General features: G+C 71.1%; 25 protein-coding genes. 8 read left to right on the forward strand and 17 right to left on the reverse strand.

What is annotated here, in order from left to right:
* The first annotated feature begins 68 nt into the window (after positions 1 to 68).
* The 5 genes from folP to ACZ6JS_RS10345 all read left to right on the forward strand — a co-directional run bounded on the left by folP (position 69) and on the right by ACZ6JS_RS10345 (position 3,048).
* Positions 69 to 941, forward strand: coding sequence for a dihydropteroate synthase (gene folP / locus ACZ6JS_RS10325; protein ID WP_469297228.1), 873 nt, complete (start codon positions 69 to 71; stop codon positions 939 to 941).
* Positions 942 to 966: 25 nt separating this feature from the next.
* On the forward strand, positions 967 to 1,410 hold the full coding sequence (locus ACZ6JS_RS10330) for a nuclear transport factor 2 family protein (RefSeq protein ID WP_365193201.1): 444 nt from the start codon (positions 967 to 969) through the stop codon (positions 1,408 to 1,410).
* 132 nt (positions 1,411 to 1,542) lie between these two features.
* Complete coding sequence (gene folB, locus ACZ6JS_RS10335; RefSeq protein ID WP_030010912.1) at positions 1,543 to 1,902, forward strand: dihydroneopterin aldolase; 360 nt, start codon at positions 1,543 to 1,545, stop codon at positions 1,900 to 1,902.
* Entirely contained in the window at positions 1,899 to 2,507 is a 609-nt protein-coding gene (folK, locus tag ACZ6JS_RS10340) for a 2-amino-4-hydroxy-6-hydroxymethyldihydropteridine diphosphokinase (protein WP_469297229.1), read from the forward strand. Before folB ends, folK begins: the two co-directional genes overlap by 4 nt.
* A 52-nt stretch (positions 2,508 to 2,559) precedes the next feature.
* Positions 2,560 to 3,048 carry a DUF3180 domain-containing protein gene (locus tag ACZ6JS_RS10345; RefSeq protein WP_469297230.1) on the forward strand — a complete coding sequence of 163 codons (489 nt, stop codon included), beginning with the start codon at positions 2,560 to 2,562 and terminating at the stop codon, positions 3,046 to 3,048.
* Positions 3,049 to 3,070: 22 nt separating this feature from the next.
* On the opposite strand, the gene folE is transcribed toward ACZ6JS_RS10345, so the two are convergent.
* The 6 genes from folE to dacB all read right to left on the reverse strand — a co-directional run bounded on the left by folE (position 3,071) and on the right by dacB (position 10,680).
* A complete protein-coding gene (folE, locus tag ACZ6JS_RS10350; RefSeq protein WP_030845998.1) occupies positions 3,071 to 3,679 on the reverse strand; it encodes a GTP cyclohydrolase I FolE in 609 nt (202 codons plus the stop codon).
* A 105-nt stretch (positions 3,680 to 3,784) separates the two neighbouring features.
* A complete protein-coding gene (ftsH, locus tag ACZ6JS_RS10355) occupies positions 3,785 to 5,809 on the reverse strand; it encodes an ATP-dependent zinc metalloprotease FtsH (protein WP_469297231.1) in 2,025 nt (674 codons plus the stop codon).
* 203 nt (positions 5,810 to 6,012) lie between these two features.
* The gene (hpt, locus tag ACZ6JS_RS10360) at positions 6,013 to 6,573 is read right to left on the reverse strand and encodes a hypoxanthine phosphoribosyltransferase (RefSeq protein WP_030228417.1); all 561 of its coding nucleotides are present in this window, start codon (positions 6,571 to 6,573) and stop codon (positions 6,013 to 6,015) included.
* 64 nt (positions 6,574 to 6,637) lie between these two features.
* Entirely contained in the window at positions 6,638 to 7,708 is a 1,071-nt protein-coding gene (gene tilS, locus ACZ6JS_RS10365; RefSeq protein ID WP_469297232.1) for a tRNA lysidine(34) synthetase TilS, read from the reverse strand.
* A gap of 309 nt (positions 7,709 to 8,017) precedes the next feature.
* A complete protein-coding gene (locus tag ACZ6JS_RS10370; protein ID WP_469297233.1) occupies positions 8,018 to 9,169 on the reverse strand; it encodes a zinc-dependent metalloprotease in 1,152 nt (383 codons plus the stop codon).
* 38 nt (positions 9,170 to 9,207) lie between these two features.
* Positions 9,208 to 10,680 (reverse strand): D-alanyl-D-alanine carboxypeptidase/D-alanyl-D-alanine endopeptidase, encoded by a 1,473-nt coding sequence (dacB, locus tag ACZ6JS_RS10375; RefSeq protein ID WP_469297234.1) that lies wholly within the window; start codon positions 10,678 to 10,680, stop codon positions 9,208 to 9,210.
* Positions 10,681 to 10,813: 133 nt separating this feature from the next.
* On the opposite strand from dacB, the gene ACZ6JS_RS10380 reads away from it, so the two are divergent.
* Together ACZ6JS_RS10380 and ACZ6JS_RS10385 are read left to right on the forward strand one after the other, a co-directional pair.
* Positions 10,814 to 11,308 (forward strand): inorganic diphosphatase, encoded by a 495-nt coding sequence (locus tag ACZ6JS_RS10380; protein ID WP_030031597.1) that lies wholly within the window; start codon positions 10,814 to 10,816, stop codon positions 11,306 to 11,308.
* Between the two features lie 177 nt (positions 11,309 to 11,485).
* Positions 11,486 to 13,129, forward strand: a complete 1,644-nt coding sequence (locus tag ACZ6JS_RS10385) for a threonine/serine exporter family protein (RefSeq protein WP_469297235.1) — start codon at positions 11,486 to 11,488, stop codon at positions 13,127 to 13,129.
* 169 nt (positions 13,130 to 13,298) lie between these two features.
* Here ACZ6JS_RS10385 and ACZ6JS_RS10390 read toward each other — a convergent pair whose 3' ends face one another.
* The 9 genes from ACZ6JS_RS10390 to ACZ6JS_RS10430 form a co-directional block, all read right to left on the reverse strand.
* A complete protein-coding gene (locus ACZ6JS_RS10390) occupies positions 13,299 to 14,009 on the reverse strand; it encodes a DedA family protein (RefSeq protein ID WP_469297236.1) in 711 nt (236 codons plus the stop codon).
* A 117-nt stretch (positions 14,010 to 14,126) separates the two neighbouring features.
* Complete coding sequence (locus tag ACZ6JS_RS10395; RefSeq protein ID WP_469297237.1) at positions 14,127 to 14,885, reverse strand: MerR family transcriptional regulator; 759 nt, start codon at positions 14,883 to 14,885, stop codon at positions 14,127 to 14,129.
* A gap of 75 nt (positions 14,886 to 14,960) precedes the next feature.
* The gene (locus ACZ6JS_RS10400; RefSeq protein WP_469297238.1) at positions 14,961 to 15,743 is read right to left on the reverse strand and encodes an ABC transporter permease; all 783 of its coding nucleotides are present in this window, start codon (positions 15,741 to 15,743) and stop codon (positions 14,961 to 14,963) included.
* Complete coding sequence (locus ACZ6JS_RS10405) at positions 15,740 to 16,672, reverse strand: ATP-binding cassette domain-containing protein (RefSeq protein WP_469297239.1); 933 nt, start codon at positions 16,670 to 16,672, stop codon at positions 15,740 to 15,742. Before ACZ6JS_RS10405 ends, ACZ6JS_RS10400 begins: the two co-directional genes overlap by 4 nt.
* An 82-nt stretch (positions 16,673 to 16,754) precedes the next feature.
* Positions 16,755 to 17,369, reverse strand: a complete 615-nt coding sequence (locus tag ACZ6JS_RS10410; RefSeq protein ID WP_469297240.1) for a PadR family transcriptional regulator — start codon at positions 17,367 to 17,369, stop codon at positions 16,755 to 16,757.
* Positions 17,370 to 17,486: 117 nt separating this feature from the next.
* Entirely contained in the window at positions 17,487 to 17,999 is a 513-nt protein-coding gene (locus tag ACZ6JS_RS10415) for a DinB family protein (protein ID WP_469297241.1), read from the reverse strand.
* Positions 18,000 to 18,082: 83 nt separating this feature from the next.
* On the reverse strand, positions 18,083 to 20,182 hold the full coding sequence (gene mrdA / locus ACZ6JS_RS10420; protein WP_469297242.1) for a penicillin-binding protein 2: 2,100 nt from the start codon (positions 20,180 to 20,182) through the stop codon (positions 18,083 to 18,085).
* Between the two features lie 61 nt (positions 20,183 to 20,243).
* On the reverse strand, positions 20,244 to 21,701 hold the full coding sequence (locus ACZ6JS_RS10425) for an aldehyde dehydrogenase family protein (RefSeq protein WP_469297243.1): 1,458 nt from the start codon (positions 21,699 to 21,701) through the stop codon (positions 20,244 to 20,246).
* 89 nt (positions 21,702 to 21,790) lie between these two features.
* Positions 21,791 to 22,669, reverse strand: a complete 879-nt coding sequence (locus ACZ6JS_RS10430) for a helix-turn-helix domain-containing protein (protein WP_469297244.1) — start codon at positions 22,667 to 22,669, stop codon at positions 21,791 to 21,793.
* Between the two features lie 339 nt (positions 22,670 to 23,008).
* Here ACZ6JS_RS10430 and ACZ6JS_RS10435 point away from each other — a divergent pair, with 339 nt between their 5' ends.
* Positions 23,009 to 23,518 (forward strand): ATP-binding protein, encoded by a 510-nt coding sequence (locus ACZ6JS_RS10435; RefSeq protein WP_469297245.1) that lies wholly within the window; start codon positions 23,009 to 23,011, stop codon positions 23,516 to 23,518.
* A 101-nt stretch (positions 23,519 to 23,619) separates the two neighbouring features.
* Here ACZ6JS_RS10435 and ACZ6JS_RS10440 read toward each other — a convergent pair whose 3' ends face one another.
* A complete protein-coding gene (locus ACZ6JS_RS10440; RefSeq protein ID WP_030656519.1) occupies positions 23,620 to 23,865 on the reverse strand; it encodes a DUF397 domain-containing protein in 246 nt (81 codons plus the stop codon).
* Positions 23,866 to 24,104: 239 nt separating this feature from the next.
* On the reverse strand, positions 24,105 to 25,301 hold the full coding sequence (locus tag ACZ6JS_RS10445; protein WP_469297246.1) for a DUF2786 domain-containing protein: 1,197 nt from the start codon (positions 25,299 to 25,301) through the stop codon (positions 24,105 to 24,107).
* Positions 25,302 to 25,481 lie beyond the last annotated feature (180 nt).

Here is a 25,481-nt window from a genome sequence, read left to right on the forward strand (position 1 = left end):
AGGGAGGGGTGCCGGCGACGGGACAGTGGCAGGAGCTGTCATATCCAGGTCAGCCCTACCCTTGACCCATGAACACGAAGCGCGGAGCCACCGACAGGGGCCGGGTCGCAGGTCTGCCCGACTGGGACCGCTGCGCGGTCATGGGCGTCGTCAACGTGACCCCCGACTCCTTCTCCGACGGCGGCCGCTGGTTCGACACCACCGCCGCCGTCAAGCGCGGGCTCGACCTCGTCGCCCAGGGCGCCGACCTCGTCGACGTCGGTGGCGAGTCCACCCGCCCCGGCGCCACCCGCGTCGACGAGGAGGAGGAGCTGCGCCGCGTCGTCCCCGTGGTGCGCGGCCTGGCCTCCGAGGGCGTCACGGTCTCCGTCGACACCATGCGCGCGGCCGTCGCCGCCCGCGCCGTCGACGCCGGCGCCGCCCTGGTCAACGACGTCAGCGGCGGTCTCGCCGACCCCGGCATGATCCCGGCCGTCGCCGCGGCCGAGGTCCCCTTCGTGGTCATGCACTGGCGCGGCTTCAGCGCCGACATGAACAGCCTCGCCGTCTACGACGACGTGATCGCGGAGGTCACCGCCGAACTCCGGGCCCGCATCGACGCGGTCGTCGCCGGCGGCATAGCCCCCGAGCGGCTCCTCGTCGACCCCGGTCTCGGCTTCGCGAAGAACGCCGAGCACGACCTGGCCCTGGTCGCACACATGACCGACCTGCGCGCCCTGGGCTTCCCGCTGCTGGTCGCCGCCTCGCGCAAGCGGTTCCTCGGCCGGGTCCTGGCCGGCGCGGCCGACGCCGCCCCGCCGCCGGCCCGCGAACGCGACGCCGCCACCGCCGCCGTCTCCGCGATCGCCGCCCACCAGGGCGCCTGGGCCGTACGGGTCCACGAGGTACGGGCGACCGCCGACGCGGTTCGGGTGGCCCGCGCCGTGGAAGGGGCACTCTGACCCTCATCGACCCACAAGGAGAACAGTGAGCAGAACCGACATCGAAGCGGTCGAAGAGGTCAACACGGCCTTCTACGAGGCAATGGAGCGGGGGGACTTCGACGCTCTGTCGGCGCTCTGGCTCGAGGACGAGATCTCCTGCGTGCACCCCGGCTGGCCGGTGCTCTCGGGCCGCGGCGAGGTACTGCGCTCGTACGCGCTGATCATGTCCCACACCGAGTACATCCAGTTCTTCCTCACCGACACCAAGGTGGCCGTCATAGGCGACACCGCACTGGTGACGTGCACGGAGAACATCCTCAGCGGCGGCCCCGCCGAGGACGGCGGAGAGCTCGGCCCGCTCGTCGGCCAGCTGGTCGTCGCCACGAATGTGTTCCGACGCACATCCGAGGGCTGGCGCCTCTGGTCCCACCACGGTTCTCCCGTCCTCACGGAGTCCGACGAGGACGACGAGGACCCCTCCTCCTGACCCCTACGGCGGGTACCGGACTGTTTCGCAGGTAAATTCGAAGTCGGACGACGCCGACCGCACTCGGCGCAGGCCCATGGCCCCGGGGCAGCCCCGAGGCCGGAAGCACCTACGAAAGCAGGAGTGATTCGCGTGGATCGTGTCGCGCTGCGCGGCCTCAAGGCTCGCGGGCACCACGGCGTCTTCCCCCGGGAACGCGAGGAGGGCCAGACCTTCATCGTCGACCTCGTGCTGCACCTCGACACCCGCCCCGCGGCGGCCGGAGACGACCTGGCGAAAACCGTGCACTACGGGGTAGTCGCGGAGGAAGTCGTCGACGTCGTCCAGGGCGAGCCCGTCGACCTGATCGAGACACTGGCCGAGCGGATCGCCCAGCAGTGCCTCAAGCACGAAGCGGTGGCGCAGGTGGAGGTCGTCGTCCACAAGCCGGACGCGCCCATCACCGTCCCCTTCGACGACGTGACCATCACGATCACCCGGAGCCGCGCATGAACAACGGACTGAACGCTCAGAGCGACCCCACCGTCCAGCCGGTACCCGCCTCCGTCGTCGAGACGGTCGACGCGGCGGACGTGACCCTGTCCAACCCGAAATGGGCCGTCATCGCGCTCGGCGCGAACCTCGGCAACCGCCTGGAGACCCTCCAGGGCGCCGTCGACGCCCTCGGCGACACCCCCGGCCTGCGGGTCAAGGCCGTCTCCCCCGTCTACGAGACCGAGCCGTGGGGCGTCGAGCCCGGCTCGCAGCCCTCGTACCTCAACGCGGTCATCGCGGTGAAGACCACCCTGCCGCCGTCCTCGCTGCTGGAGCGCGGGCACGCCATCGAAGAGGCGTTCGACCGCGTCCGCGAGGAGCGCTGGGGCCCGCGCACGATCGACGTCGACATCGTCGCGTACGCCGACCGCGTCTGCGACGACCCGGTCCTCACCCTCCCGCACCCCCGCGCCCACCAGCGCGCCTTCGTGCTGGCCCCCTGGCACGACATCGACCCGGAGGCCCAGCTCCCGGGCCGCGGCCCGGTCTCCGCCCTCCTGGCCGGAATCGGCCTGAGCGGCGTCACGCCGCGCCCCGACCTGGAACTCCACCTCCCCGAGTAGTCGTTAGCCTGTGGACTGCTGACGGACTGCGCGGAAGGCGGGGAGCGGGCAAGTGAAGCAACTGAGGCCGGGGATCCTGGCGGGCATCTTCGTGGTCGCCGGGGTCCTGTCCTGGGCCGGTGCCCGGCTGTGGAACACGTACGGCACCCTGCCGGGCGTTCCGCTGGCCGCGCCGATCGTCCTGGGGGTCATCGCCGTGGTGCTGCTGGCCACTGCGCTGTCCCTGAAGGCCCGGCTCAAGGCCCAGCGGGAGCGCCGCCCGGGCGCGAAGGGCGTGGAGCCGCTGATGGCGGCCCGCGCGGTGGTCTTCGGGCAGGCCAGTGCGCTGGTGGCCGCGCTGGTGGCGGGCATGTACGGCGGTGTGGGGGTCTTCCTGCTGACCGACTCCCTCGACGTCCCCGCCCGCCGCGACCAGGCCTGGTATGCCGGCTTCTCGGTCCTCGCGGGCATCGCGGTCATCGCCGCCGCGCTCTTCCTGGAGCGGGTCCTCAAGCTCCCCGAGGACGAGGACCCCACCCCGGAATCCCCCGCCCGGGCCTGACCCCCGGGCGGGTGGGCACCGGTCAGCGGGCCATGATCAGGCTCATCGCCTCGTTGCGGGTGGCGGGGTCGCGGAGCTGGCCGCGGACCGCCGAGGTGATGGTCTTCGCGCCGGGCTTGCGGACCCCGCGCATGGTCATGCACATGTGCTCGCACTCGATGACCACGATGACCCCGCGCGGGTCCAGGATCTCCATCAGGGAGTCCGCGATCTGCGTGGTCAGGCGCTCCTGCACCTGAGGGCGGCGGGCGAACACGTCCACGAGGCGGGCCAGCTTCGACAGGCCGGTGATCTTCCCGTCGGTGGACGGGATGTAGCCGACATGCGCCACGCCGTGGAAGGGGACCAGATGATGTTCACACGAACTCATGACCTCGATGTCCTTGACCAGGACCATCTCGTCGTGGCCCAGGTCGAACGTCGTCGTCAGGACCTCTTCGGGCTTCTGGTACAGGCCGGCGAATATCTCCCGGTATGCGCGCGCCACGCGGGCCGGGGTCTCCAGTAGACCCTCACGGTCCGGGTCCTCGCCGACCGCGATCAGGAGTTCACGGATCGCCGCCTCCGCGCGCTTCTCGTCGAACTCGCCGATCCTGCCCTCGTCACCGGTCAAGGTCACTGGGTCGGTCATTTCATCCTCGTTCCTGTCCGCACACGCGGTCGTACAAATGTGCCGCGCCCCCCAGGCTAGAACCTGGGGGGCGCGGCTTCCATTCCGGGTGGGTCGACCCTCCGGTTACTCGGGGCGGTCCTCCGGGGCCACCTCGATGCCCTTCTCCGTGGAGACCGGCGCGACGGCGGACGTGCCGTTCGCCGCGTTCGTCAGCTGCAGCTCCTTGGGGGAGAGCACCGGCGGACGGGTGGAGGGGGTGCGGCGGGAGGATCCGGTCCACGCGGGGCGGGCCGGACGCTTGACGATGGTCGAGAAGATCTCGGCGATCTCCTCCTTGCCCAGCGTCTCCTTCTCCAGCAGCGCGAGGACTAGGTTGTCGAGGACGTCGCGGTTCTCGACGAGGATCTCCCAGGCCTCGTTGTGCGCGGTCTCGATGAGCTTCTTGACCTCTTCGTCGACCAGCGCCGCGACCTCTTCCGAGTAGTCCCGCGGGTGCGACATCTCGCGGCCCAGGAACGGCTCGGTGTTGTCGCCGCCGAACTTGATCGCACCGAGACGCTCGGTCATGCCGTACTGGGTGACCATGGCCCGCGCCGTGGCGGTGGCCTTCTCGATGTCGTTCGCCGCGCCCGTGGTCGGGTCGTGGAAGACCAGCTCCTCGGCCGCGCGCCCGCCCAGCATGTACGCCAGCTGGTCGAGCATCTCGTTGCGCGTGGTCGAGTACTTGTCCTCGTCGGGCAGGACCATGGTGTAGCCCAGGGCCCGGCCGCGGGACAGGATCGTGATCTTGTGGACCGGGTCGGAGTTCGGCGAGGCCGCCGCGACCAGGGCGTGGCCGCCCTCGTGGTACGCGGTGATCTTCTTCTCGCGGTCCGACATGATCCGGGTCCGCTTCTGCGGACCCGCCACGACGCGGTCGATCGCCTCGTCCAGCATGTGGTTGTCGATCAGCTTCTTGTCCGAGCGGGCCGTGAGGAGCGCGGCCTCGTTGAGGACGTTGGAGAGATCGGCACCGGTGAAGCCGGGGGTGCGGCGGGCGACGGCCGAGAGGTCGACGTCCGGGGCGACCGGCTTGCCCTTCTGGTGGACCTTGAGGATCTCCAGACGGCCCTGCATGTCGGGACGGTCGACCGCGATCTGCCGGTCGAAGCGGCCCGGGCGCAGGAGCGCCGGGTCGAGGATGTCGGGCCGGTTCGTGGCGGCGATCAGGATGACGCCGCCCTTCACGTCGAAGCCGTCCATCTCGACGAGCAGCTGGTTGAGGGTCTGCTCGCGCTCGTCGTGGCCGCCGCCGAGACCCGCACCGCGGTGTCGGCCGACGGCGTCGATCTCGTCGACGAAGACGATCGCCGGGGCGTTGGCCTTGGCCTGTTCGAACAGGTCACGGACACGTGAGGCGCCGACGCCGACGAACATCTCGACGAAGTCGGAACCGGAGATCGAGTAGAAGGGAACACCGGCCTCGCCCGCGACGGCACGCGCCAGCAGGGTCTTTCCGGTGCCGGGCGGCCCGTAGAGGAGCACGCCCTTGGGGATCTTGGCGCCGACGGCCTGGAACTTCGCCGGCTCCTGGAGGAACTCCTTGATCTCGTGGAGTTCCTCGACGGCCTCGTCCGAGCCCGCGACGTCGGCGAACGTGGTCTTCGGCGTGTCCTTGGTGATGAGCTTGGCCTTGGACTTCCCGAAGTTCATGACTCGGGAGCCGCCGCCCTGCATCTGGTTCATCAGGAACAGGAAGACAACGACGATGAGGACGAAGGGCAGGAGCGAGAGCAGCACGCTCAGGAACGGGCTGGTCTTGTCCGGGGTGACGGAGTATCCGTCCGGGATCTGACCGGCGTCGTACTTGGTCTGGAGGCTCTGGGCGAGCTGGACGCCCTGATCCCCGATGTAGTTGGCCTGGAACTTGGTGCCGTCGTGCTTGCCGAGCTTCTGGCCTTCGCTCAGCTCGATCTTGATCATCTGGCTGTCGCCGGTGGTCAGCTTGGCTGTCTCCACCTGGCCAGTGTTGATCGCCTTGATGACCTCGCTGGTGTCCACCGACTTGTAGCCGCCGCCGGAGCCGACGACATTCATCAACACGACCACGGCGAGGACGGCCAGCACGATCCACATGACCGGCCCACGGAAGTATCGCTTCACGTCCATCCATACGGGGCGCCAGGCACCCCGTCCCTCCTGCCCGTAGGTAAATGCTGCTGTGTGAGTAAAGACTGTTCTTCGGAATGTACCCCTGAATTGTCACCCGCGGCCCGTGGGACGGGTGACAGACCCGCCTTCCCCTGCTCCAACGGCGGGAATCGCCCCCAGGTTCCCCGGCCGGACACCGGATCGCCCGGGGGCGGGGCGGGTCAGCCGCCGTAGACGTGCGGGGCGAGGGTCCCGACGAACGGCAGGTTGCGGTACTTCTCCGCGTAGTCGAGGCCGTAGCCCACGACGAACTCGTTGGGGATGTCGAAGCCGACCCACTTCACGTCGATCGCGACCTTCGCGGCCTCGGGCTTGCGCAGCAGCGTGACGACCTCGAGGGAGGCCGGCTGGCGGGAGCCCAGGTTGGACAGCAGCCAGGACAGCGTCAGACCGGAGTCGATGATGTCCTCGACGATCAGGACGTGCTTGTCCTTGATGTCGGTGTCCAGGTCCTTGAGGATCCGCACCACACCGGAGGACTGGGTTCCGGCGCCGTACGAGGACACCGCCATCCAGTCCATGGTGAGCGGGGTGGACAAGGCGCGCGCCAGGTCCGCCATCACCATGACGGCGCCCTTGAGCACGCCGACGATGAGCAGGTCCTTGCCCGCGTACTCCGCGTCGATCTTCGCGGCCAGCTCGGCCAGCTTCGCGTCGATCTCTTCCTTGGTGATGAGCACCGACTGGAGGTCGCTGCCCATGTCCTTCTCGTCCACCCGCATCACTTTCGTTGTCGGCCGGGGCTCCGGGGTCCCCCCGGAGGACTCAGCCGTGCTTCAGCACCAATCAGCCCTGCCGGATGACAAGTCTGCCACCCTGCCGCTGGGCCTCCACCCGGCCGGGCAGGTTGATGGCGCCCTGACCGCGCCATCCGGTGATGAGGCGGTCGACTTCCTCGATGTGGCGGGCGAAGAGCGAGCCCGCGGGAGAGCCCGCGGCGACGACGGCCCTGCGCAGCACGCGGCGGCGGACGGCCGGGGGAAGGGCGTACAGCTTGGCGCACTCCAGCCGGCCGTCCTCGTCGCGCACCCCGCGGTCGGCCTCGGCGGCCCAGGCGTCCAGGGCGTCGGCGTCGTCGCGGGAGAGCTGGGCGGTGCGGGCGAGGGCTTCGACGACGCCCTTGCCCAGCGCCTTCTCCAGGGCGGGCAGTCCCTCGTGGCGCAGGCGGGAGCGGGTGTAGGCCGGGTCCATGTTGTGCGGGTCGTCCCAGACGGCCAGGGACTGGACCATGCACGCCTTGCGCGCGGTCTGCCGGTCGACCTGGAGGAAGGGGCGGCGGTAGCGGTGGCTGCGGCCGCGGCCGCCGGGACCCTGCGAGACCTCGGGCATGCCGGAGAGCGAGCGGATGCCGGATCCGCGGGCGAGTCCCAGCAGGACGGTTTCCGCTTGATCGTCCCGGGTGTGGCCGAGCAGCACGGCGGCGGCGCCGAGGCGGTCCGCGGCCTCGTCCAGGGCGCCGTAGCGGGCGTCGCGGGCAGCGGCCTCGGGGCCGCCGTCACGGCCGACGCGCACGGCGACGGACTCCACCGGGTCGAGGCCGAGGGCGGTCATGCGGGCGACGACCTCGGCGGCACGCTGGTCGGAGCCGTCCTGCAGTCCGTGGTCGACGGTGATGCCGCCGGCCCGGATGCCGAGTTTGGGGGCCTCGAAGGCGAGGGCCGAGGCCAGGGCCATGGAGTCGGCGCCGCCGGAGCAGGCGACGAGCACGAGTGGCGGGGTGCCCGCGCCGGTGCGACGGTCGGCACGGGGGATACCTCCGGACGGGGTCCGGGGGAGGTCGGTGAGCTCGGTGAGGACGTCGTGGAGTACGCGGCGGACCGCCAGGCGTATCGCCGCGACCGCAGGATGGGGACCCATGTCCGGTGCCCTTCGATGGAGTTCGGATGCCTCGGAGGCTTCGGGTGGTGTGCTGGGGGGCGCTCGCCCGGCCGCCCCCGCGAACGGAGAGGATGTCACTCAGAGTGCATTGATGGTGACAGAGCCGAGCCGTTCCCCGAGCATCGCACGCCCTTCTACGGCTCACGGTCCCTCGGACGGGTGACGCTGCTTCCCCCGGTGAGACATGTTTAGGCCTCTCCGTCACGTGTGGCACGGGTGAACGCGGGGGAAGCGGCGGCCCCTGGCGGGACGGGCCCGCCGACCCGCGGCCGGCCCGTGCTCCCGGCGTCACCCCTCCCGGCTCTCTCCGCCCTCCTCGCCCCCCTTGCCGTGGACCCGGGCCACCCAGTCCGCGGGCCGGTCGATCTCCGCCTTGGTGGGCAGCGTGTTGGGAGAGGTCCAGACCCGGTTGAAGCCCTCCATCCCGACCTGGCCGACGACGGCCCGCACGAAGCGCTCCCCGTCGCGGTACTGGCGCAGCTTGGCGTCGAGGCCGAGCAGCTTGCGCAGGGCGGCGTCGAGCCGGCCCGCCCCGCTGGCGCGGCGCTGCTGGAACTTCTCGCGGATCTCGGCGACCGAGGGCACCACCTGGGGGCCGACGCCGTCCATGACGAAATCGGCGTGGCCTTCCAGCAGGGACATGACGGCGGTGAGGCGCCCGAGGATCTCGCGCTGCTCGGGGGTCTGCACGAGCTCGACGAAGGAGCGGGCCTCGTCCCCGCGCTCGGAGTCCGGGCGGGCGCCGGCGAAGGACTGGGCGGCGTCCCGGATGCGTTCGAGGACCGTCATCGGGTCGACGTCGGTGGCGCCCAGAAACGTCTGGATTTCGCCTTCGAGGTGGGCGCGCAGCCACGGAACGGCCGTGAACTGGGTACGGTGCGTCTCCTCGTGCAGGCAGACCCACAGCCGGAAGTCGTGCGGGGCCACCTCCAGCTCGCGCTCGACGTGCACGATGTTCGGGGCGACGAGCAGCAGCCTGCCGCCCGCCGCGGAGGCCGGCAGGTCACGGGAGGCGGGCGCGAAGGTCTCGTACTGCCCGAGGACCCTGGAGGCCAGGAAGCTCAGCAGCATGCCGAGCTCGACGCCGGTGACCTTGCCGCCGACCGCGCCGAGGACGGCTCCGCCGGGGGCGCTCGCGCGGCGGTCCTGCATCTTGCCGAGGAGCGGCATGAGCAGCTCCCGGAATCCGGCGACGTTGGCCCTGACCCAGCCGGCCCGGTCGACGACCAGGACGGGGGTGTCGGGGACGGCGGCCCCCTCGGGGATCATCCGGGTGAACTCGCGCACGTGCCGTTCCGAGGTCCTGGCGTGCCCGCGCAGCTCGGCGACGACGGCCCGCGCCTCGTCCCGGGTGACCTCCGGGCCGGGCCGTACCAGCCGGGTCGCGGTCGCCACCGCGAGGTTCCAGTCGACCATCTCCGCACCACTGATGCTCGTCATGCGTCAACCGTACGTGGGCGAGCCGTCCGGCGGACCCCCTACGGAGCGCCCGCTACGGCCGCGGCCAGCTTGTCCAGGCCCTTCTCGGCGCCCTCGGGGCCGGGGCTGCCGGCCGCCAGGAAGGCGAAGGCGAGGAGCCTGCCGGTGGAGTCGACGACGGTGCCGGACAGGGAGTTCACTCCGGTGAGGGTGCCGGTCTTGGCGCGGACCACGCCGGCGGCCGGGGAGGTGCCCGCGTTGCGGGCGCGCAGGGTCCCGGTGAAGCCGGCGACGGGCAGCCCGGTGAGGACGGGCCGCAGCTCGGGGTGCCGGGGGTCGGCGGCCTTGGCGAGCAGCCCGGTCAGCAGGCCGGCGCTGACCTTGTCGGCGCGGTTCAGGCCGCTGCCGTCGGCGAAGCGGGAGCCCGTCGTGTCGATGCCGAGGCCGGCGAGCCGGGCGGTGACGGCCTTCTCGGCCCCTTCGAAGCTGGCGGGCTGGCCGGAGGCGAGGGCGGTCTGCCGGGCGAGGGCCTCGGCGATGTCGTTGTCGCTGTTGGTCAGCATCCGCTCGACGAGCCCGGCCACCGGGGTGGACCGGGTGACGGCCAGCGGCTGGGCGCCGGCGGCGGCCTTGGCCCGGGCGGGGTCACCGGTGACCTTGATGCCGCGTTCGGCCAGCAGGGTGCGGAAGGCGCGGGCGGCGGCCCTGGCGGGGTCGTCGGTGCGGTCCACGGGCCCTGAGGTGGAGTCGTCGGGGCGGCCTTCGTCGGCTGCCAGGGCGGTCACGGGGGCGATGTTGGGGTTGACGCCGATCGGGTGCCGGACGGGGCCGCTGTAGAGGCTGTCGTCGTACCCGAGGGTCACGGTGTCGGTGCCGGCGGCCTTGAGGGCCTGGGCGGCATCGGCGGCGAGGGCGACGAGGCTGCCGCCGGATCCGGCGGGGCTCTTCTTCTTCGCGGTCAGGGAGGGGTCGCCGCCGCCGACGAGGACGACCTGGCCGGGAGTGGCACCGGGTGCGACGGTGGTCCTGATCCGGTGCTCGGGCCCCAGCGCGGCCAGCACCGCCGCCGCGGTGGCGATCTTGACGGTGGAGGCGGGGGTCATGGCGTTCCGCGCCCCGGACTCGTAGAGCACCTGCCCGGTGGCGGTGTCCACGACGGAGGCGGTACGGGCGGTGCCCAGCGCCGGATCGGCCAGCAGCGGCCCCAGCCTGGCGGCCAGCGTGTCGGACGGGGCGGCCGCGGCGGCCTGCCCCCGCGGGACACCGGGGCCGACGGCGCCCAGCACCCCGGGGGCGCTGGGCGCGGCCTGCGGAAGGGGCCCGGCGCCGACCCCGCCACCGTGATCTGCGCCACCCGTACGGCCCCAGGAGGCAGCCTTGTCGCGCTCGGCCTTACGCTGGCCGGAGTCCCACGGACCGGCGGCGGCCACCGCTGCCACCGACAGGGCGAGGCCGGCGACGGCCGCACCTGCGGTGAGCTGCCACGTCTTCACCAATGGCACCTCGGACCAGCCCCTTTCGCGATCACACATATGCGTGAGGGACACTTAACCACTGCGTCTTGCCGCGAGCATGGCACCCCACCCGACAGGGATGGGCCGGACGCGCACGCAGTTGAATCAATGCCGTCTCGAAGCAATGAAGCTGATCATGGAGGAGCAGGACGTGGAGTTCGACGTCACCATCGAGATCCCCAAGGGTTCGCGGAACAAGTACGAGGTGGACCACGAGACCGGCCGGATCCGTCTGGACCGTCGCCTCTTCACCTCGACCAGCTACCCGGCCGACTACGGCTTCGTCGAGAACACCCTCGGCGAGGACGGCGACCCGCTGGACGCGCTGGTCATCCTTGACGAGCCCACCTTCCCGGGCTGCCTGATCAAGTGCCGCGCCATCGGCATGTTCCGCATGACGGACGAGGCGGGCGGCGACGACAAGCTGCTGTGCGTCCCGGCCTCCGACCCGCGTGTCGAGCACCTGCGCGACATCCACCACGTGTCGGAGTTCGACCGCCTGGAGATCCAGCACTTCTTCGAGGTCTACAAGGACCTGGAGCCGGGCAAGTCGGTCGAGGGCGCGAACTGGGTCGGCCGCGCCGAGGCCGAGGCCGAGATCGAGGCCTCGTACAAGCGCCTGGAGGCGCAGGGCGGCCACCACTGAGCTCACGCTCGGCGGTGACCGGCCGGGGCACTGCCCCGCGCCCCCGTGACATGGCGGGCGGCATCCCCTCGGGGGGTGCCGCCCGCCGTCGTGTTCCCGGGCCGGAGAACCAGGTTTCGACGGGGAGGAAACGGTTCCGCATACTGATACTCCGGGTGATCACGAACTGGAGGACGCGTGGCGGAGGCCGACGGGGCCGAGGACAGGAAGCCCCAGTCCGACGAGGCGCACAGCGCCTTCGCGCCGCCTCCCGGCATGGAGCCGGGAGTCCCCGACGACGACCACCCCACCTCGGAGTTCGTCCGCCCGCCGAACACCGAACCGGCCCGGCCCGAACCGGAGGGCTCGGCCTTCGCCGCGCCGGCCACCTACAGCGCCGCGCAGTCCCCGCCCGCCTACACCCCCGGCCAGGGCTTCCCCGTCGCCCAGATGAAGGAGTCGCCCTGGCAGGACCGCATGCGCACGATGCTGCGCATGCCGGTCGACGTGCGCCCCGTCCCGGACCTCGTGCAGCGGCCGAGCGAGGCGGGGCCCGCCGTGGGCCGCGTGCTCGACCTGACGCTGCGCATCGGCGAGCTGCTGCTGTCGGGCGGCGAGGGCTCCGAGGACGTGGAGGCCGCCATGTTCGCGGTGGCCCGCTCCTACGGGCTGGACCGCTGCGAGCCGACGGTCACCTTCACCATGCTGTCGATCACGCACCAGCCGTCGCTGGTCGACCATCCGGTCTCGGCGAGCCGGACCGTGCGCCGCCGGGGCACCGACTACACCCGCCTGGCGGCCGTGTTCCGGTTGGTTGCCGACATCAGCTCGCCGGACACCGACATCACGCTGGAGGAGGCCTACCGGCGCCTGGCCGAGATCCGGCGCAACCGGCACCCGTACCCCACGTGGGTGCTCACGGCGGCCGCGGGGCTGCTCGCCGGGGCCGCCTCGATCCTGGTCGGCGGCGGGGTGCTGGTCTTCTTCGCGGCGGCGCTCGGCGCGGTCCTCGGCGACCGGCTCGCGTGGCTGTGTGCCGGGCGGGGGCTGCCGGAGTTCTACCAGTTCGTGGCCGCGGCGATGCCGCCGGCCGCCTTCGGGGTGGCCCTCAAGCTCGCGGAGATCGAGAACATCAAGGCCTCCGCCGTGATCACCGGCGGGCTGTTCGCGCTGCTGCCGGGGCGGGCCCTGGTCGCGGCCGTGCAGGACGGCCTGACCGGCTTCTACATCACCGCCGCCGCCCGGCTCCTGGAGGTCATGTACCTCTTCATCGGCATCATCATGGGCGTGCTGGTCGTGCTCTACCTCGGGCTCCAGTTGGGCGCGTCGCCCAAGCCGGAGGAGGTCCTGCAGATCACCCAGCGGCCACTGGTCCAGATCGCGGCGTCGATGGTGCTCGTCTTCACCTTCGCGATCCTGCTCCAGCAGGAACGCTCCACGGTGTGGATCGTGACGCTCAACGGCGGTGTGGCGTGGGTGACCTTCGGGGCGCTGCACTACGCGGGCGGGATCCCGCCCGTGCCGTCGACGGCCGTCGCGGCGGGGCTGGTGGGCCTCTTCGGGCAGCTCTTCTCCCGCTACCGCTTCGCCTCCGCCCTGCCGTACGTCACGGCCGCCATCGGGCCGCTGCTGCCCGGCTCGGCGACGTACTACGGGCTGCTGCTGATCGCCGAGAACCGGCTCAACGAGGGGCTGGGCTCCCTGGTGAACGCCGCGGCCATCGCGCTGGCCATCGCGATCGGGGTCAACCTGGGGTCTGAGACCTCCCGGCTGTTCATGCGCATCCCGGGAGCGGCGAGGACCAAGGGCCGCGCTGCGGCGAAGCGGACCCGCGGCTACTGACCGCCTCCTCGTCGCCGCCACCGCAGGCGGCGAGGACGACGGCTGCCGCGGCCGCCGGGACGGCGGGCGGCGCGAAGGCTGCCTCGATCCGGGTGCCGTCGCACGCGCAGCGGGCCGCACCCCTGCCCCTGCGGGGAGGGCGTGCGGCCCGTTCGGCGCGTGTGCGGTCTCAGCGCTTGGCGTGGCGCCCGCGCGGGCCGGGGGACTGCGGGCCGGTCCCGTCGGCGGCGGCGAGCGCCTCCGGGGCCTGGCCGGCGTTCGCCTTGGCCTCCTTGCGGGCCTTCAGCACCTCGAAGACCACCGGGATGACGGAGATGAGGACGATGCCGACGAGGATCGGCTCGACGTTCGTCTTGATGAACTCGATCTGGCCGAGCCAGTAGCCCGCGACGGTGACGCCCGCGCCCCAGCCGATGCCGCCGATGACGTTGTAGGTCAGGAAGGTGCGGTACTTCATCGTGCCGGCGCCCGCGACCATCGGGGCGAAGGTGCGGATGATCGGCACGAAGCGGGCGAGCACGATGGCCTTGGGGCCGTGCTTGTCCATGAACTCGTGTGCCTTGTCCAGGTTCTCCCGCTTGAAGAGCTTGGAGTTCGGCCGGTTGAAGAGCTTCGGCCCGAAGTACTTGCCGATCATGTAGCCGACCTGGTCGCCGATGATGGCGGCGGCGACGATCAGGGTGCAGACCAGCCACAGCGGCTGCTTGATGTACTGCCCGTCCGCGACCAGCAGGCCCGCGGTGAAGAGCAGGGAGTCGCCGGGGAGGAAGGCGAAGAGACCCGACTCGGCGAAGACGATGACCAGGATGCCGATCAGGCCGAAGTGCGAGATCAGGTAGTCCGGGGACAGCCACTCAGGGCCGAGCGCAAGCGTATACACGGGTTCCGGGCTCTCCTGGATCGAGGGGAAGTGCCGATGGGGGCGGTTTCAATTATCAACGCACACGACCCCCGCCCGGTTCCAGGTACCGGCGGGGGCGTCTGCGTGATGTTCCGCTTACACGTTGCGCACGCCGTTCGCGAGGATCGCGTCGCGCAGGTGCACGGCCATGCCCGGCTTCATCGCGTCGTAGAACGCGGTGAAGCGCTCGTCCGCGACGTACATCTCGCCGAGGCAGGTGTGCATCTCGTACGGGCAGTCGTAGAACCACCTGTGGATGTGCAGGCGGTGCTCCTCGGCCAGGTCCATCGCCGGCTCACCGTCGGCGGGCTCGCCCGCCTCCATGGCCGCCACGTACCGGCGGCCCCACTCGGCGGACTCGTCCTGCATCCGCTGCCAGTCGTCCTTGGTGTACGAGGCCGTGCGGCGCTGCGATTCGGCGTACGCCTCGGTGTCGCCCCAGCGCTCCTCCACCTCCTGCGCGTAACTCTCCGGGTCCTTGTCACCGAAGACCTCGAACTTCTCCTCGGGCGTGAGGTTGATGCCCATCTTCTTCGCCTCCATGGCGTGCTCAACGGCCTTGGCCATCTGCTGGAGCCGGGCGATCCGCTCGGTCAGCAGGGCATGCTGCCGGCGCAGATGCTCCTGGGGATCCGATCGCGGGTCGTCCAGCAGGACCGCGACCTCGTCGAGGGGGAAGCCGAGCTCCCGGTAGAACAGGATCCGCTGCAGCCGGTCCAGGTCGGCGTCGTCGTACCGCCGGTGTCCCGCGTGGCTGCGGCCGCCCGGGGAGAGCAGCCCGATCTCGTCGTAGTGGTGCAGGGTGCGCACCGTGACGCCGGCGAAACCGGCGACCTGGCCCACGGAGAAACCCATTTCTCCCCTCCTCTGCTCGGGTACGCCCTCACTGTGGTTCCTCACGCCGCGTGAGGTGCAAGTCCCTTTCGACGGCTACCTGCTCAGGCCCCGGTAGCGGCCCACCGCCAGCGGGAAGAAGACCGCGAGCAGCAGGAGCGGCCACAGGACCGCCAGCAGCGCGGCGTGGTCGGCGGCCCATGAGGGCGGGGCCGCGGCCGGGTTGCCGAACAGGTCGCGGACGGCCGTGGCCGTGGCCGAGAGCGGGTTCCATTCCACCACCGCTCCCAGCCAGCCGGGCATCGACTCCGGCGTGGCGAACGCGTTGGACAGGAAGCCGACCGGCCACACCAGGATCTGCACCGCCTGCACCAGCTCCGGCCGGCCCGCGACCATGCCGAGCCAGATCCCGATCCACAGCATCGCGAGACGCAGCAGCAGGAGCAGCCCGAAGGCGAGCAGCGCGGCGGCCGCGCCACCGTGCCAGCGCCAGCCGAGCAGGAGCCCGACGGCGGCCAGGACCAGCAGTCCCACGGCCGACTGGAGCATGTCGGCGGCGCTGCGGCCCACCAGGACCGCCGAGGAGGACATCGGCATGGCGCGGAAGCGGTCGATCACCCCCTTGTTCAGGTCCTGGGTGAGGGCCGTCAGGGTGGCCTCCAGCCCGAAGACCATGGTGAGGGCGAGCATCCCGGGGACGAGGAACTCGACGTACTCGCCGTCGATCCCGCGGCCGCCGCCCACCAGGAAGCCGAACATCAGCAGCATCATCACGGGGAAGACCAGGCCGACGAGCATCCGGACCGGCTGGCGCGCCCAGTGCGCCAGCTCGCGCCGGGTCATCGTCCAGGAGTCCGAGACCACCCATGCCGCGCTCATGCGGCCACCTCCTCGCGGTCGGTCAGGTACAGGAAGACCTCGTCCAGCGTGGGGCGCCGGACGGCGAGGTCGACGGCCTCCACGCCCGCCTCCTGAAGCGTCCGCAGGGTCCGGGCCAGGCCCGCCATGCGGTCCTCCACCGGGAAGCTCAGGGTCAGGGTGTCGGGGTCGACCACGGGATCGGGCAGCAGGCGCGCCGCCTCCGCCAGCCGTGCCGCGTCCCGCAGGACGACGACGATCCGGTCGGCCCCCACCAGGGCCTTCAGTTCGTCGGCCGTGCCCTCGGCCGCGACCCGGCCGCCGTCGATCAGGGCGATCCGATCGGCCAGCCGGTCGGCCTCCTCCAGGTACTGCGTGGTGAGCAGCACGGTGGTGCCGCCGCCGACCAGGGAGCGGACCGCGCTCCACACCTCGGCGCGGCCCCGCGGGTCGAGGCCGGTGGTGGGCTCGTCCAGGAACAGCACCTCCGGGTCCGTGATCAGGGAGGCGGCGAGGTCGAGCCGGCGCCGCATGCCGCCGCTGTACTGCTTGACCGCCTTGCGGCCGGTGTCCGCGAGGCCGAGGCGCTCCAGCAGTTCGTCGGCGCGGCGCCCGGCCCGGCGCGCCCCCAGGTGGTGCAGGCGGCCGAACATCTCGAGGTTCTGCCGTCCGGCCAGTTCCTCGTCGAGCGCCGCGTGCTGGCCGAGGAGCCCGATCCGCGCGCGGACGGCCGCCGGGTCCGCGGCGACGTCGTGGCCCGCCACCCGGACCACCCCCTCGTCATGGCGGAGCAGGGTGCTCATGATCCGCACGGCCGTGGTCTTCCCGGCGCCGTTGGGACCGAGTACCGCGTGCACGGTGCCGGGGGCCACTTCCAGGTCGAGCCCGGCCAGGGCCTGCTTGTCGCCGTAGCGTTTGTGGACACCTTCGACGGAGATCGCCAAAGCCACTCCCCACCCCGAAATCGTTAGTCAAATTTGATTACTGCGAGCCGCAAAAGGTAATGCCCGCTCGCGGGCTAGTCAAACTTGATTAGGCGTACGGGTTCTCCTGGCCGTCCGCCAGCACCCCGACGAACGGTTCACCGCCCTCGCCGGCGAAGGAGTACGCGCCCCCCTCGATCCGGGCGATCAGCCCCCGAGTCCAGTCCGCCTCCGCGTCCGCCGAGTGGACCCACCTGTGCATGATCTCGCCGATGTGGCCCAGCGCCTCCGGGCCGCCCTCCGGCGTGTAGTGGTCGGTCACCGACGACCGCCAGCCGGCCAGCTTCGCAAGCCGCTCCCGGAGCAGCCCGAGCACGTCCTCGCGCGGCAGGTCGACCATGAAGCCGATCGCCGCCGACAGCACGTCCGCCTTCTGGTCGTACGCCCCGAGCGCCTCGCGCAGCAGCCTGAAGTACTCCTCGCGGCCGGCGTCCGTCACCTCGTACTCGGTGCGCGGCGGTCCGCCCGCCGCGCTCGGCGCCACCTCGTGGGCGTGCAGGACGCCCTGCTTCGCCATCTGCTTGAGCGCGTGGTAGATCGATCCCGGCTTGGTGTTCGACCACTCGTGGGCGCCCCAGTACTCCAGGTCGTTGCGCACCTGGTAGCCGTGGGCCCGCCCGTGCTGGCGGACGGCGCCGAGGACAAGAAGCCGGATCGCTGACATGGGGCCAGGCTAAGCCCCGCCCGTCCGGCCCCCGTCTGAGGGCTGCTGCGCAATCCCCGGCGGGCGCAAGCCGCCACGGCGCCTCGCGCTGATCCACCGGGGATGACAGGACAGACCTCAGCCCATCGCCTTGGTGCCGTCGAGGGATTCGCGGACGATGTCCGCGTGGCCCGCGTGCCGGGCGAACTCCTCCACCAGGTGCAGCAGCAGCCAGCGGACCGACACCTTGGCGTCCTTGGGGAACCAGGGCGCCGGCGGCAGCGGGAACGTCTCGTCCAGGCTCGCCACGGAGGCGACGAAGGCCTCCGTCTCCTGCCGGACCCCGTCCCAGAAGGCCAGGACGGACGGGATGGACTCGCCTTCGACGAGGCGGAAGCTGTCGCCGTAGCTCGCCTCGTCGCGCAGCCGCTCGTTCGGCCGCTGCTGGGCCAGCCGCAGCCAGTTCAGCTCGACCTCCGCCACGTGCTTGAGCAGCCCGGACAGACTGAGCTCGCTGGCGCTCGGGCGGCTCGCCGCCTGCTCCTCGTCGAGCCCGAGGAGCGTCTCGCGGATCGCCGCGCGCTGGGCCTCGACGAAGGCGAGGAGCGTGCCGCGCTCGTCGCCGAGGACCTCGGTGGACATCTGCGCCATGACCGGACCGCCTCTGCGTGATGTAGCGGGGGCCTCTCCCCCGACAACTCCTACGCTACGGAGGGATGCGGTCAGATGCTGTCCTAGTTGGCGGCTCCGTTTGGGGAGATCTCGTCGTCCGGCCGCATCGGGGGCAACTCTGTGGCGGGCTTCGGCAGCAGCGCCTTGCCGAGGTCCTGCTTGCCCGTGGGGTCGAGGCCGTACATCGCCTCGTAGATCTTGCGGACGGCCGGCCCGGAGGCCCCGGAGCCGGTGCCGCCCTGGGAGATCGTCATGACGATCGCGTAGTCCTCCGTGTACGAGGCGAACCACGAGGTGGTCTGCTTGCCCTGGACCTCGGCCGTGCCGGTCTTGGCGTGCATCGGGATCTGCTTCTGCGGCCACCCCACGAAGCGCCAGGCGGCGCTGCCGTCGGTGGCCACGCCGGCGAGGGCCTTGTCGATGTTGTCGCGCGTCCTGGCGTCCATCGGGAGCCTGCCGGTCTCCTTGGGGGCGATCTCCTTCACCGACGTCCCGTCGGCGCTGACGATCGCCTTGCCGACGCTGGGCTGGTGCAGGGTGCCGCCGTTGGCGATGGCCGCGTAGACCGACGCCATCTGCAGCGGGGTGACGAGGGTGTCGCCCTGCCCGATCGAGTAGTTGATGGCGTCACCCTCGCGCAGCTGGTTGCCCTGGCGGCAGTTCTCGTAGGCGATCTTCTCCGCGAAGCTGCCGTTCTTCTTGCCGTCCCGGCACCAGGCGTCCTTGTTGGCGTCGAAGAAGTCCTGCTTCCACTTGCGGTCGGGGATCCGGCCGGGCACCTCGTTGGGCAGGTCGATGCCGGTGCGCTTGCCCAGACCGAACTCGTGGGCCGTCCTGAAGAACCAGTCGTTCGGGTCCTTCTTCGGCTTGATGCCCCCGTCCTTCTTCCACTCCTGGTCCGCGATCAGGTAGTAGACCGTGTCGCAGGAGACCTCCAGGGCCCGGCCGATGGTGATGTCACCGTGGCCCTGCGACTCGAAGTTGGTGAAGGTCTGGTTGCCCACCGAGTACGAGCTGGGGCAGGGGTAGCGGTTGTTGAAGGGGTAGCCGGCGTTGACCGCCGCCGTCGAGGTGACCACCTTGAAGACGGAGCCCGGCGCCGCCTGCCCCTGGATCGCCCGGTTCAGCAGCGGGTAGTTGGACTCCTTGTCGGTGAGGGAGGCGTAGTCCTTCGCCGAAATGCCGCCCACCCAGGCGTTCGGGTCGTAGGTCGGGTTCGAGGCCATCGCCACGATCCGGCCCGTCTTGGTCTCCATCACCACGACCGCGCCCGAGTCGGCCTCGTAGTTGCGCCCGGTGTTCCTGTCGTGCACCTTGCGGGCGTCGATCATCGCGTTGTTCAGCTCGCGCTCGGCGACCGCCTGCACGCGGGAGTCGATGGAGGTCACGATGTTCGAGCCGGGCTGCGCCGGGTCGGTCTCGCCCTGCCCGATGACGCGGCCGAGGTTGTCCACCTCGTAGCGGGTGATGCCGGCCTTGCCGCGCAGCTCCTTGTCGTAGGTGCGCTCCAGGCCGGAGCGGCCCACCTGGTCGGAGCGCAAGTACGGGGAGTCGGTCTTCTTCGCCTTGGCGATCTCCTCGTCGGTGACCGGGGAGAGGTAGCCCAGCACCTGGGAGGTGTTGGCCTGGTCCGGGGCTGCGTAGCGGCGCAGGGCGGTCGCCTCGGCCGTGATGCCCGGGAAGTCCTCGGGGTGCTCACGGATCTGCAGGGCCTGCTCCGTGGTCGCCTCGTCGCTGACCGGGATCGGCTGGTAGGGAGAGCCGTTCCAGCAGGGCTGCTTGGTCTTGGAGTCGCAGAGCCGGACCTTGTCGATGACCTCCTGGGGGTCCATGCCCAGGACCCCGGCGAGCCGGGTCAGGACGGCCTTGCCCTTGTCCTTCATGGTCAGCAGCTCGGTGCGGCTGGCGGAGACCACCAGGTGGGTGGCGTTGTCGGCGAGCGGGACCCCGCGCGAGTCGAGGATCGAGCCGCGCACGGCCGGCTGGACCACCTGCTGGACGTGGTTGTTCTTCGCCTCGTCGGTGTAGTCCGTGCCGTTGCGGATCTGGAGGTACCAGAGCCGTCCGCCCAGCGTGAGCAGAAGGGAGAAGACCACGACCTGGATGACGACGAGCCGGTTCTGGACCCGAGGGGTCCGGCCGGTCTCCGGTATGTTGCTCAACTCGTTCTCCCCCGGGCGGCTGCCTACGCCCGGTCGAGTCTAGGGGTGTCGGGACCCTTGATCAGAACGGGAAGGCCGTCCGACCGTGCTGCACGGAGATCCACTTCTGGGTGGTGAACGCCTCGACCGTGGCCTCGCCGTTGAGCCGGCCCAGGCCCGAGGCCTTCTCGCCGCCGAACGCGGCCAGCGGCTCGTCCCCGATCGTGGAGTCGTTGACGTGGATCATCCCCGTCTCGATCCGCTGGGCGAAGCGGACGCCCCGCTCCACGTCCCGGGTGTGCACGGCGCCGCTGAGCCCGTACGGGGTCGCGTTGGCCAGCCGTACGGCCTCGTCCTCGCCGTCGAAGACCACCAGCAGGGCCACCGGGCCGAAGATCTCCTGGCCCAGCAGCGGGGAGTCCTCGGGGATCCCGGCGAGCACTGTCGGCTCGACCAGGTTGCCGCGCGTAGACCCCCGTACGAGTGCCTGCGCGCCGGATTCCACTGCCTGCTCCACGAGCGCGGTCAGGGCGTCGGCCTGGAAGGAGTTGATCAGCGGGCCGATGTGCGTGTCGGCCTCGTGCGGGTCACCCGTCTTCAGGCCCCGCACGCGGGCGGTGAACTTCTCGGTGAACTCCTCGGCGACGGAGGCGTCGACCAGGATCCGGTTGGCGGCCATGCAGACCTGGCCCTGGTAGACGAAGCGGCTGAAGACGGCCGCGTCCACCGCGTAGTCGAGGTCGGCGTCGTCGAGGACGACGAGCGCGCTGTTGCCGCTGAGCTCCAGGACCGTGCGCTTGAAGTGGCGGGCGGCGACCGCGCCCACGTGCCGGCCGACCCGGTCCGACCCGGCGAAGGAGATCACCTTGGGGACGGGGTGCGTCAGGAGCGCGTCGCCTATCTCGGCTATGTCGGTGACCAGCACGTTCAGCAGGCCGGCCGGGAGCCCCGCGTCCTCGAAGATCTTGGCTATCACCCCGCCGCCCACGACGGGGGCGTTCTGGTTCGGCTTGACGACGACCGCGTTGCCCAGGGCCAGGGCCGGCGCGACCGACTTCAGGGTGACCAGGAAGGGGAAGTTGAAGGGGCTGATCACCGTGACGACGCCGACGGGCAGCCGCTGGACCCGGTTCTCCTTGCCCTCCACCGGCGAGGGCAGGATCCGGCCCTCGGGGCGGACGGCCAGCTGCAGCGACTCGCGGATGAACTCCATCGCGAGGTGGACCTCGTACTCGGCCTTGGGACGGGTCCCGCCGAGTTCGTCGATCATCGCCTCGACGATCTCCTTCTCGCGCTCCTCGGTGATCCGCAGGGCGCGCTCGAGGACCGCGCGTCTGATGTACGGGCTGGTCGCTGCCCATTCCCGCTGGGCGCGCTCGGCGCCGCGGTACGCCCGGTCCACCTGCTCGACGGTGGCCACGGTGATGGCCGCGAGCTTCTCTCCGTTGTACGGATTGACGTCGATGATGTCCCACGAACCGTTGCCGGCCAGCCATTCGCCGTCGATGTACTGGTGAGCGAGGTCGCTGAATATGGACATGCCATCCCTTACTGCGAGCGCGCACCCGTGCGCTGCACCGGAGACCGATCGGTCATCATGCACTGATCAGACGTCATACTACGTGCGGATCAAGACAGTTGGAGTAGGCCGCGGAGAAGATCCCGGGTCCGGTCGGGATCGGGGCAGTCGGCCTGGAGCCGCTCCATCGCCCGGCCGTACTGCCCCACTTCCTCGTCCTTGTCCAGGTAGAGCGCACTGGTGAGCTGTTCCAGATAGACGATGTCCTGCAGGTCGGACTCGGGGAAGCGAAGGAGGGTGAAGGCTCCGCTCTCGCCCGCGTGTCCGCCGAAGGAGAAGGGCATCACCTGGAGCTGCACGTTGGGCCGCTCGGAGATCTCGATGAGGTGCTCCAACTGGCCGCGCATGACGTTCCGGTCGCCGTACGGGCGGCGCAGGGCGGCCTCGTCGAGGACGGCGTGGAAGACGGGGGCGCTCTCGGAGACGAGCACCTTCTGCCGTTCCAGGCGCAGCGCGACGCGGCGGTCGATCTCGGCGGCGGTGGCGCCGGGCATGCCGCGGCTGACGACGGCGTGGGCGTATGCCTCGGTCTGCAGCAGGCCGTGGACGAACTGCACCTCGTAGATCCGGATGAGCGACGCGGCACCCTCCAGCCCGATGTACGTCTGGAACCAGCCCGGCAGCACGTCGCCGTAACTGTGCCACCAGCCGGTCGCGTTGGCCTCGCGGACCAGTCCCAGCAGGGACTCGCGCTCGGTGCTGTCCGTGACTCCGTAGAGCGTGAGGAGGTCCTCCACGTCCCGTGCCTTGAAGCTCACCCTTCCCAACTCCAAGCGGCTGATCTTCGATTCGGATGCGCGGATCGAGTAGCCGGCCGCCTCACGGGTGATGCCGCGGGATTCTCGGAGTCGCCTGAGCTGGGAGCCCAGGAGGATGCGGCGCACCACAGAACCGCTTGCTTCTGCGGTCACTAGTACTGCCCTCCCCATCGCATTGGCGTGCGCGTGGTGTGCGCGTGCTCGGGGCCCCCGCACCCCAGAGGCCGCAGTCTGCCACCAAAACGCATCGGGCCGTACTCGTTCTGTAACGGAATCCCGTCTCCGGGAAAAGAAGTCCGTAAGTATGCGTAGGAAGAAATGAGCAAGAACCGTCACGTGAGGGGACAGGTCCGGCGCGTGCACGTGCATCTGCCCTTGCATCCGGCCCGAGCATTCGGAACGATGGTCCCCGCGCACCTGCGTGCTCTTCGCGCCGGCGCGGGACCCACCCCGCAGTTCTCTTTGGACACAAGCCAACCGCTTCGTCCGCGAATCCCGGGAGTGCCTCGCATGGGGACGAATGGATCGACCGTGCTCGAGCCGTTACGGCAGGGGCTTCCCCCGGTCGACCCCACGGCTGTCTCCGGGTCCGCCTCATGCGCTCTGCCCGCACGGTTCGACGCGGTGCGGGGCGCGCGCACTTTCACCCGCTCGACGCTGTCCCAGTGGGGCCTCGACGAGCGCTTCGACGATGTGGCCCTGGTCGTTTCCGAGCTCGTCACCAACGCCCTGCGGCACGCCCTGCCCGAGGAGTCCCGGGGGCCGGCCGCCGAGCCGGAACCGCCGGTGCGGCTGCACCTGATGCGGTGGAGCACCCGACTGGTGTGCGCGGTGCGCGACCCCAGCGAGGACCGGCCCGGCGGGGCGTTCTCGCCGGAGCGTACCGAGCAGAACTGCGACCTGGAGTCCGGGCGGGGGCTGTTCCTGGTGGACTCCTACAGCGACAGCTGGGGCTGGCACCCGCTCGCTGGGCGGCTCACCGGCAAGGTCGTCTGGGCGCTGTTCCTGCTCCACGACTGAGCACCGCCGACACGCGACGCATATACGCGACTGGCCGGGACCGATCGCTGCGATCGGTCCCGGCCAGTGCACGTGCATGGCTCGATGAATGCGCCGTTCCGTCAGCCGATCAGGTGATCGAACTCGCCGTCCTTGACGCCCAGGAGCAGGGCTTCTATCTCGGCCGGCGTGTAGACGAGCGCCGGACCGTCCGGGAAGCGCGAATTGCGCATGGCTACGTCGCCTCCCGGCAGCTTCGCGAACTCCACGCAGGAACCCTGCGAGTTGCTGTGTCTGCTCTTCTGCCACGTCAGCTCAAACAAGGAAGCGAGTTCTGCAGCTGCCATCCCGTTGTACGCGTGGTCCACAGGAAGCCCCCGATAGTGCAGATGTCAACTCCACCGGATCATAGCTGTGTTCACCAGCTGCTGCATGCGCAGATGCACGTGCACGCGGGGTGTTCCGGTGATCACAGACAGGTCCGCCCCAGGGGGCCGGCGGCATCCGCGCCCGTCAAGCGAGGCCGGGGCCGCACGACGGGCACGGCCCCGGTCGAGCGAGGCCGGGGCCGCACGACCCGACCGGCCCGTGCCCGACGGGGTGGCGCTCACCGCGGCCGGCGGGTGTGCCGGGGCAGCGGGCGGCGGCGGCCGCCCATGTGGGCCCGGTCGGCGGCCGCCGTGCCGTCCTCCCAGCCCGCGTGGTCGGTGGCGCCGCGCAGCCGGGTGGTGGTGGTCCGCGGGAACATCTCCTCGGCCCGGGAGGTGACCGCCACGTCGCGGGCCACCAGGGCCGGGAGGTTGTCCGGGGCCTCGGTCGCCGCATGCTCGGCGGTCTCGGCGAGCCGGTGGCCGAGCCGGCTGGCGTAGGCCAGCAGGAAGGACTGCCGGAAGGTCTTGGTCCGCTTGCGTCCGCCCGACCGCTGCGCGGCCTCCGCGCGCGTCATCGCGGCCGTCCCCTGCACCAGGAGCGAGGTGTAGAGCAGTTCCACCGCCTCCAGGTCGCTCTCGAAGCCGACCACCGTGGAGAACTCGAAGCCGCTGTTCCACACCGCCCGGCAGCGGTTGGCGGTGGCCACCGCGTCGAGCAGCACCGCCTTCGCCTCCTCGTACGGCGGCTCCACACCGACCCGGCAGGCCGCCGGCACCTGTGCGGGGCCCTTGCCGCTCGCCGCGAGCAGGGCCTCGTCCACGGTGTGCCGGGCCATCAGCTCCTGGGCCTTGGCGCTCAGCGCCTCGGCCTCCTCCGGGTAGGTGGTCGCCTCGGCCTTGGCGAGCAGGGCCCGGATCCGGCCCAGCATGCGCGGCTCGATGTGGGCGTGCTCCGCGAGGGCGTCGACCGGGTCGCCGGGCAGCGGACCCACCGGCTCGATCGACGGCAGCCGGATCAGCAGCCGCAGCACCTCCAGGAAGGCGGTGGCCAGCGTGAACCGGTCGGCACGCTCCCGCCGCGCGAGCCCGTCGGCGTACTCCTCGTCGCTCTGCCACCACACCTCGGCCGTGGTCCAGCGCTCCGGGAGGCAGGCGTAGCGGCGCGCCTCGGCGGCGATCAGGTCCCCGGTGATCCGCAGGTGCCGCTCGTCGAGGTCCCGGCGGACCAGCCGCAGCACGTCGGCCGGCCGCCAGCCCCGCTCCCAGCCCTGCCGCACGTACGCCTCCCCGCGCGCCAGCAGTTCCCGGCCCACGCCGGACCAGTGCCGGGAATCGGCGACGAGCAGCGAGGCACCGGTGTCCAGGCCGGCGTCGTCCTGGGCGTAGAGGGCTGCGGCGAAGGCGCGGTCGACGGTCTCGGCAAGGTCTGTCACACCTCTCAGCTTGGCATGTCCGCCTTCGCGTCCCGTTCCGGGCGGTGCTCGGGCCCGGGGCACGGGCGGAGCCCCCGGTCGCCGGACCCGGCGGCGCCTGCGACGCGGGGTCCCAGGGCGGCGGCCCCCGGACCCGGCGCCCCGCCGGGGCCACGGCCCACGGCCCGCCGCGCGGCCACT

Source organism: Streptomyces sp. NPDC046349 (assembly GCF_055587885.1).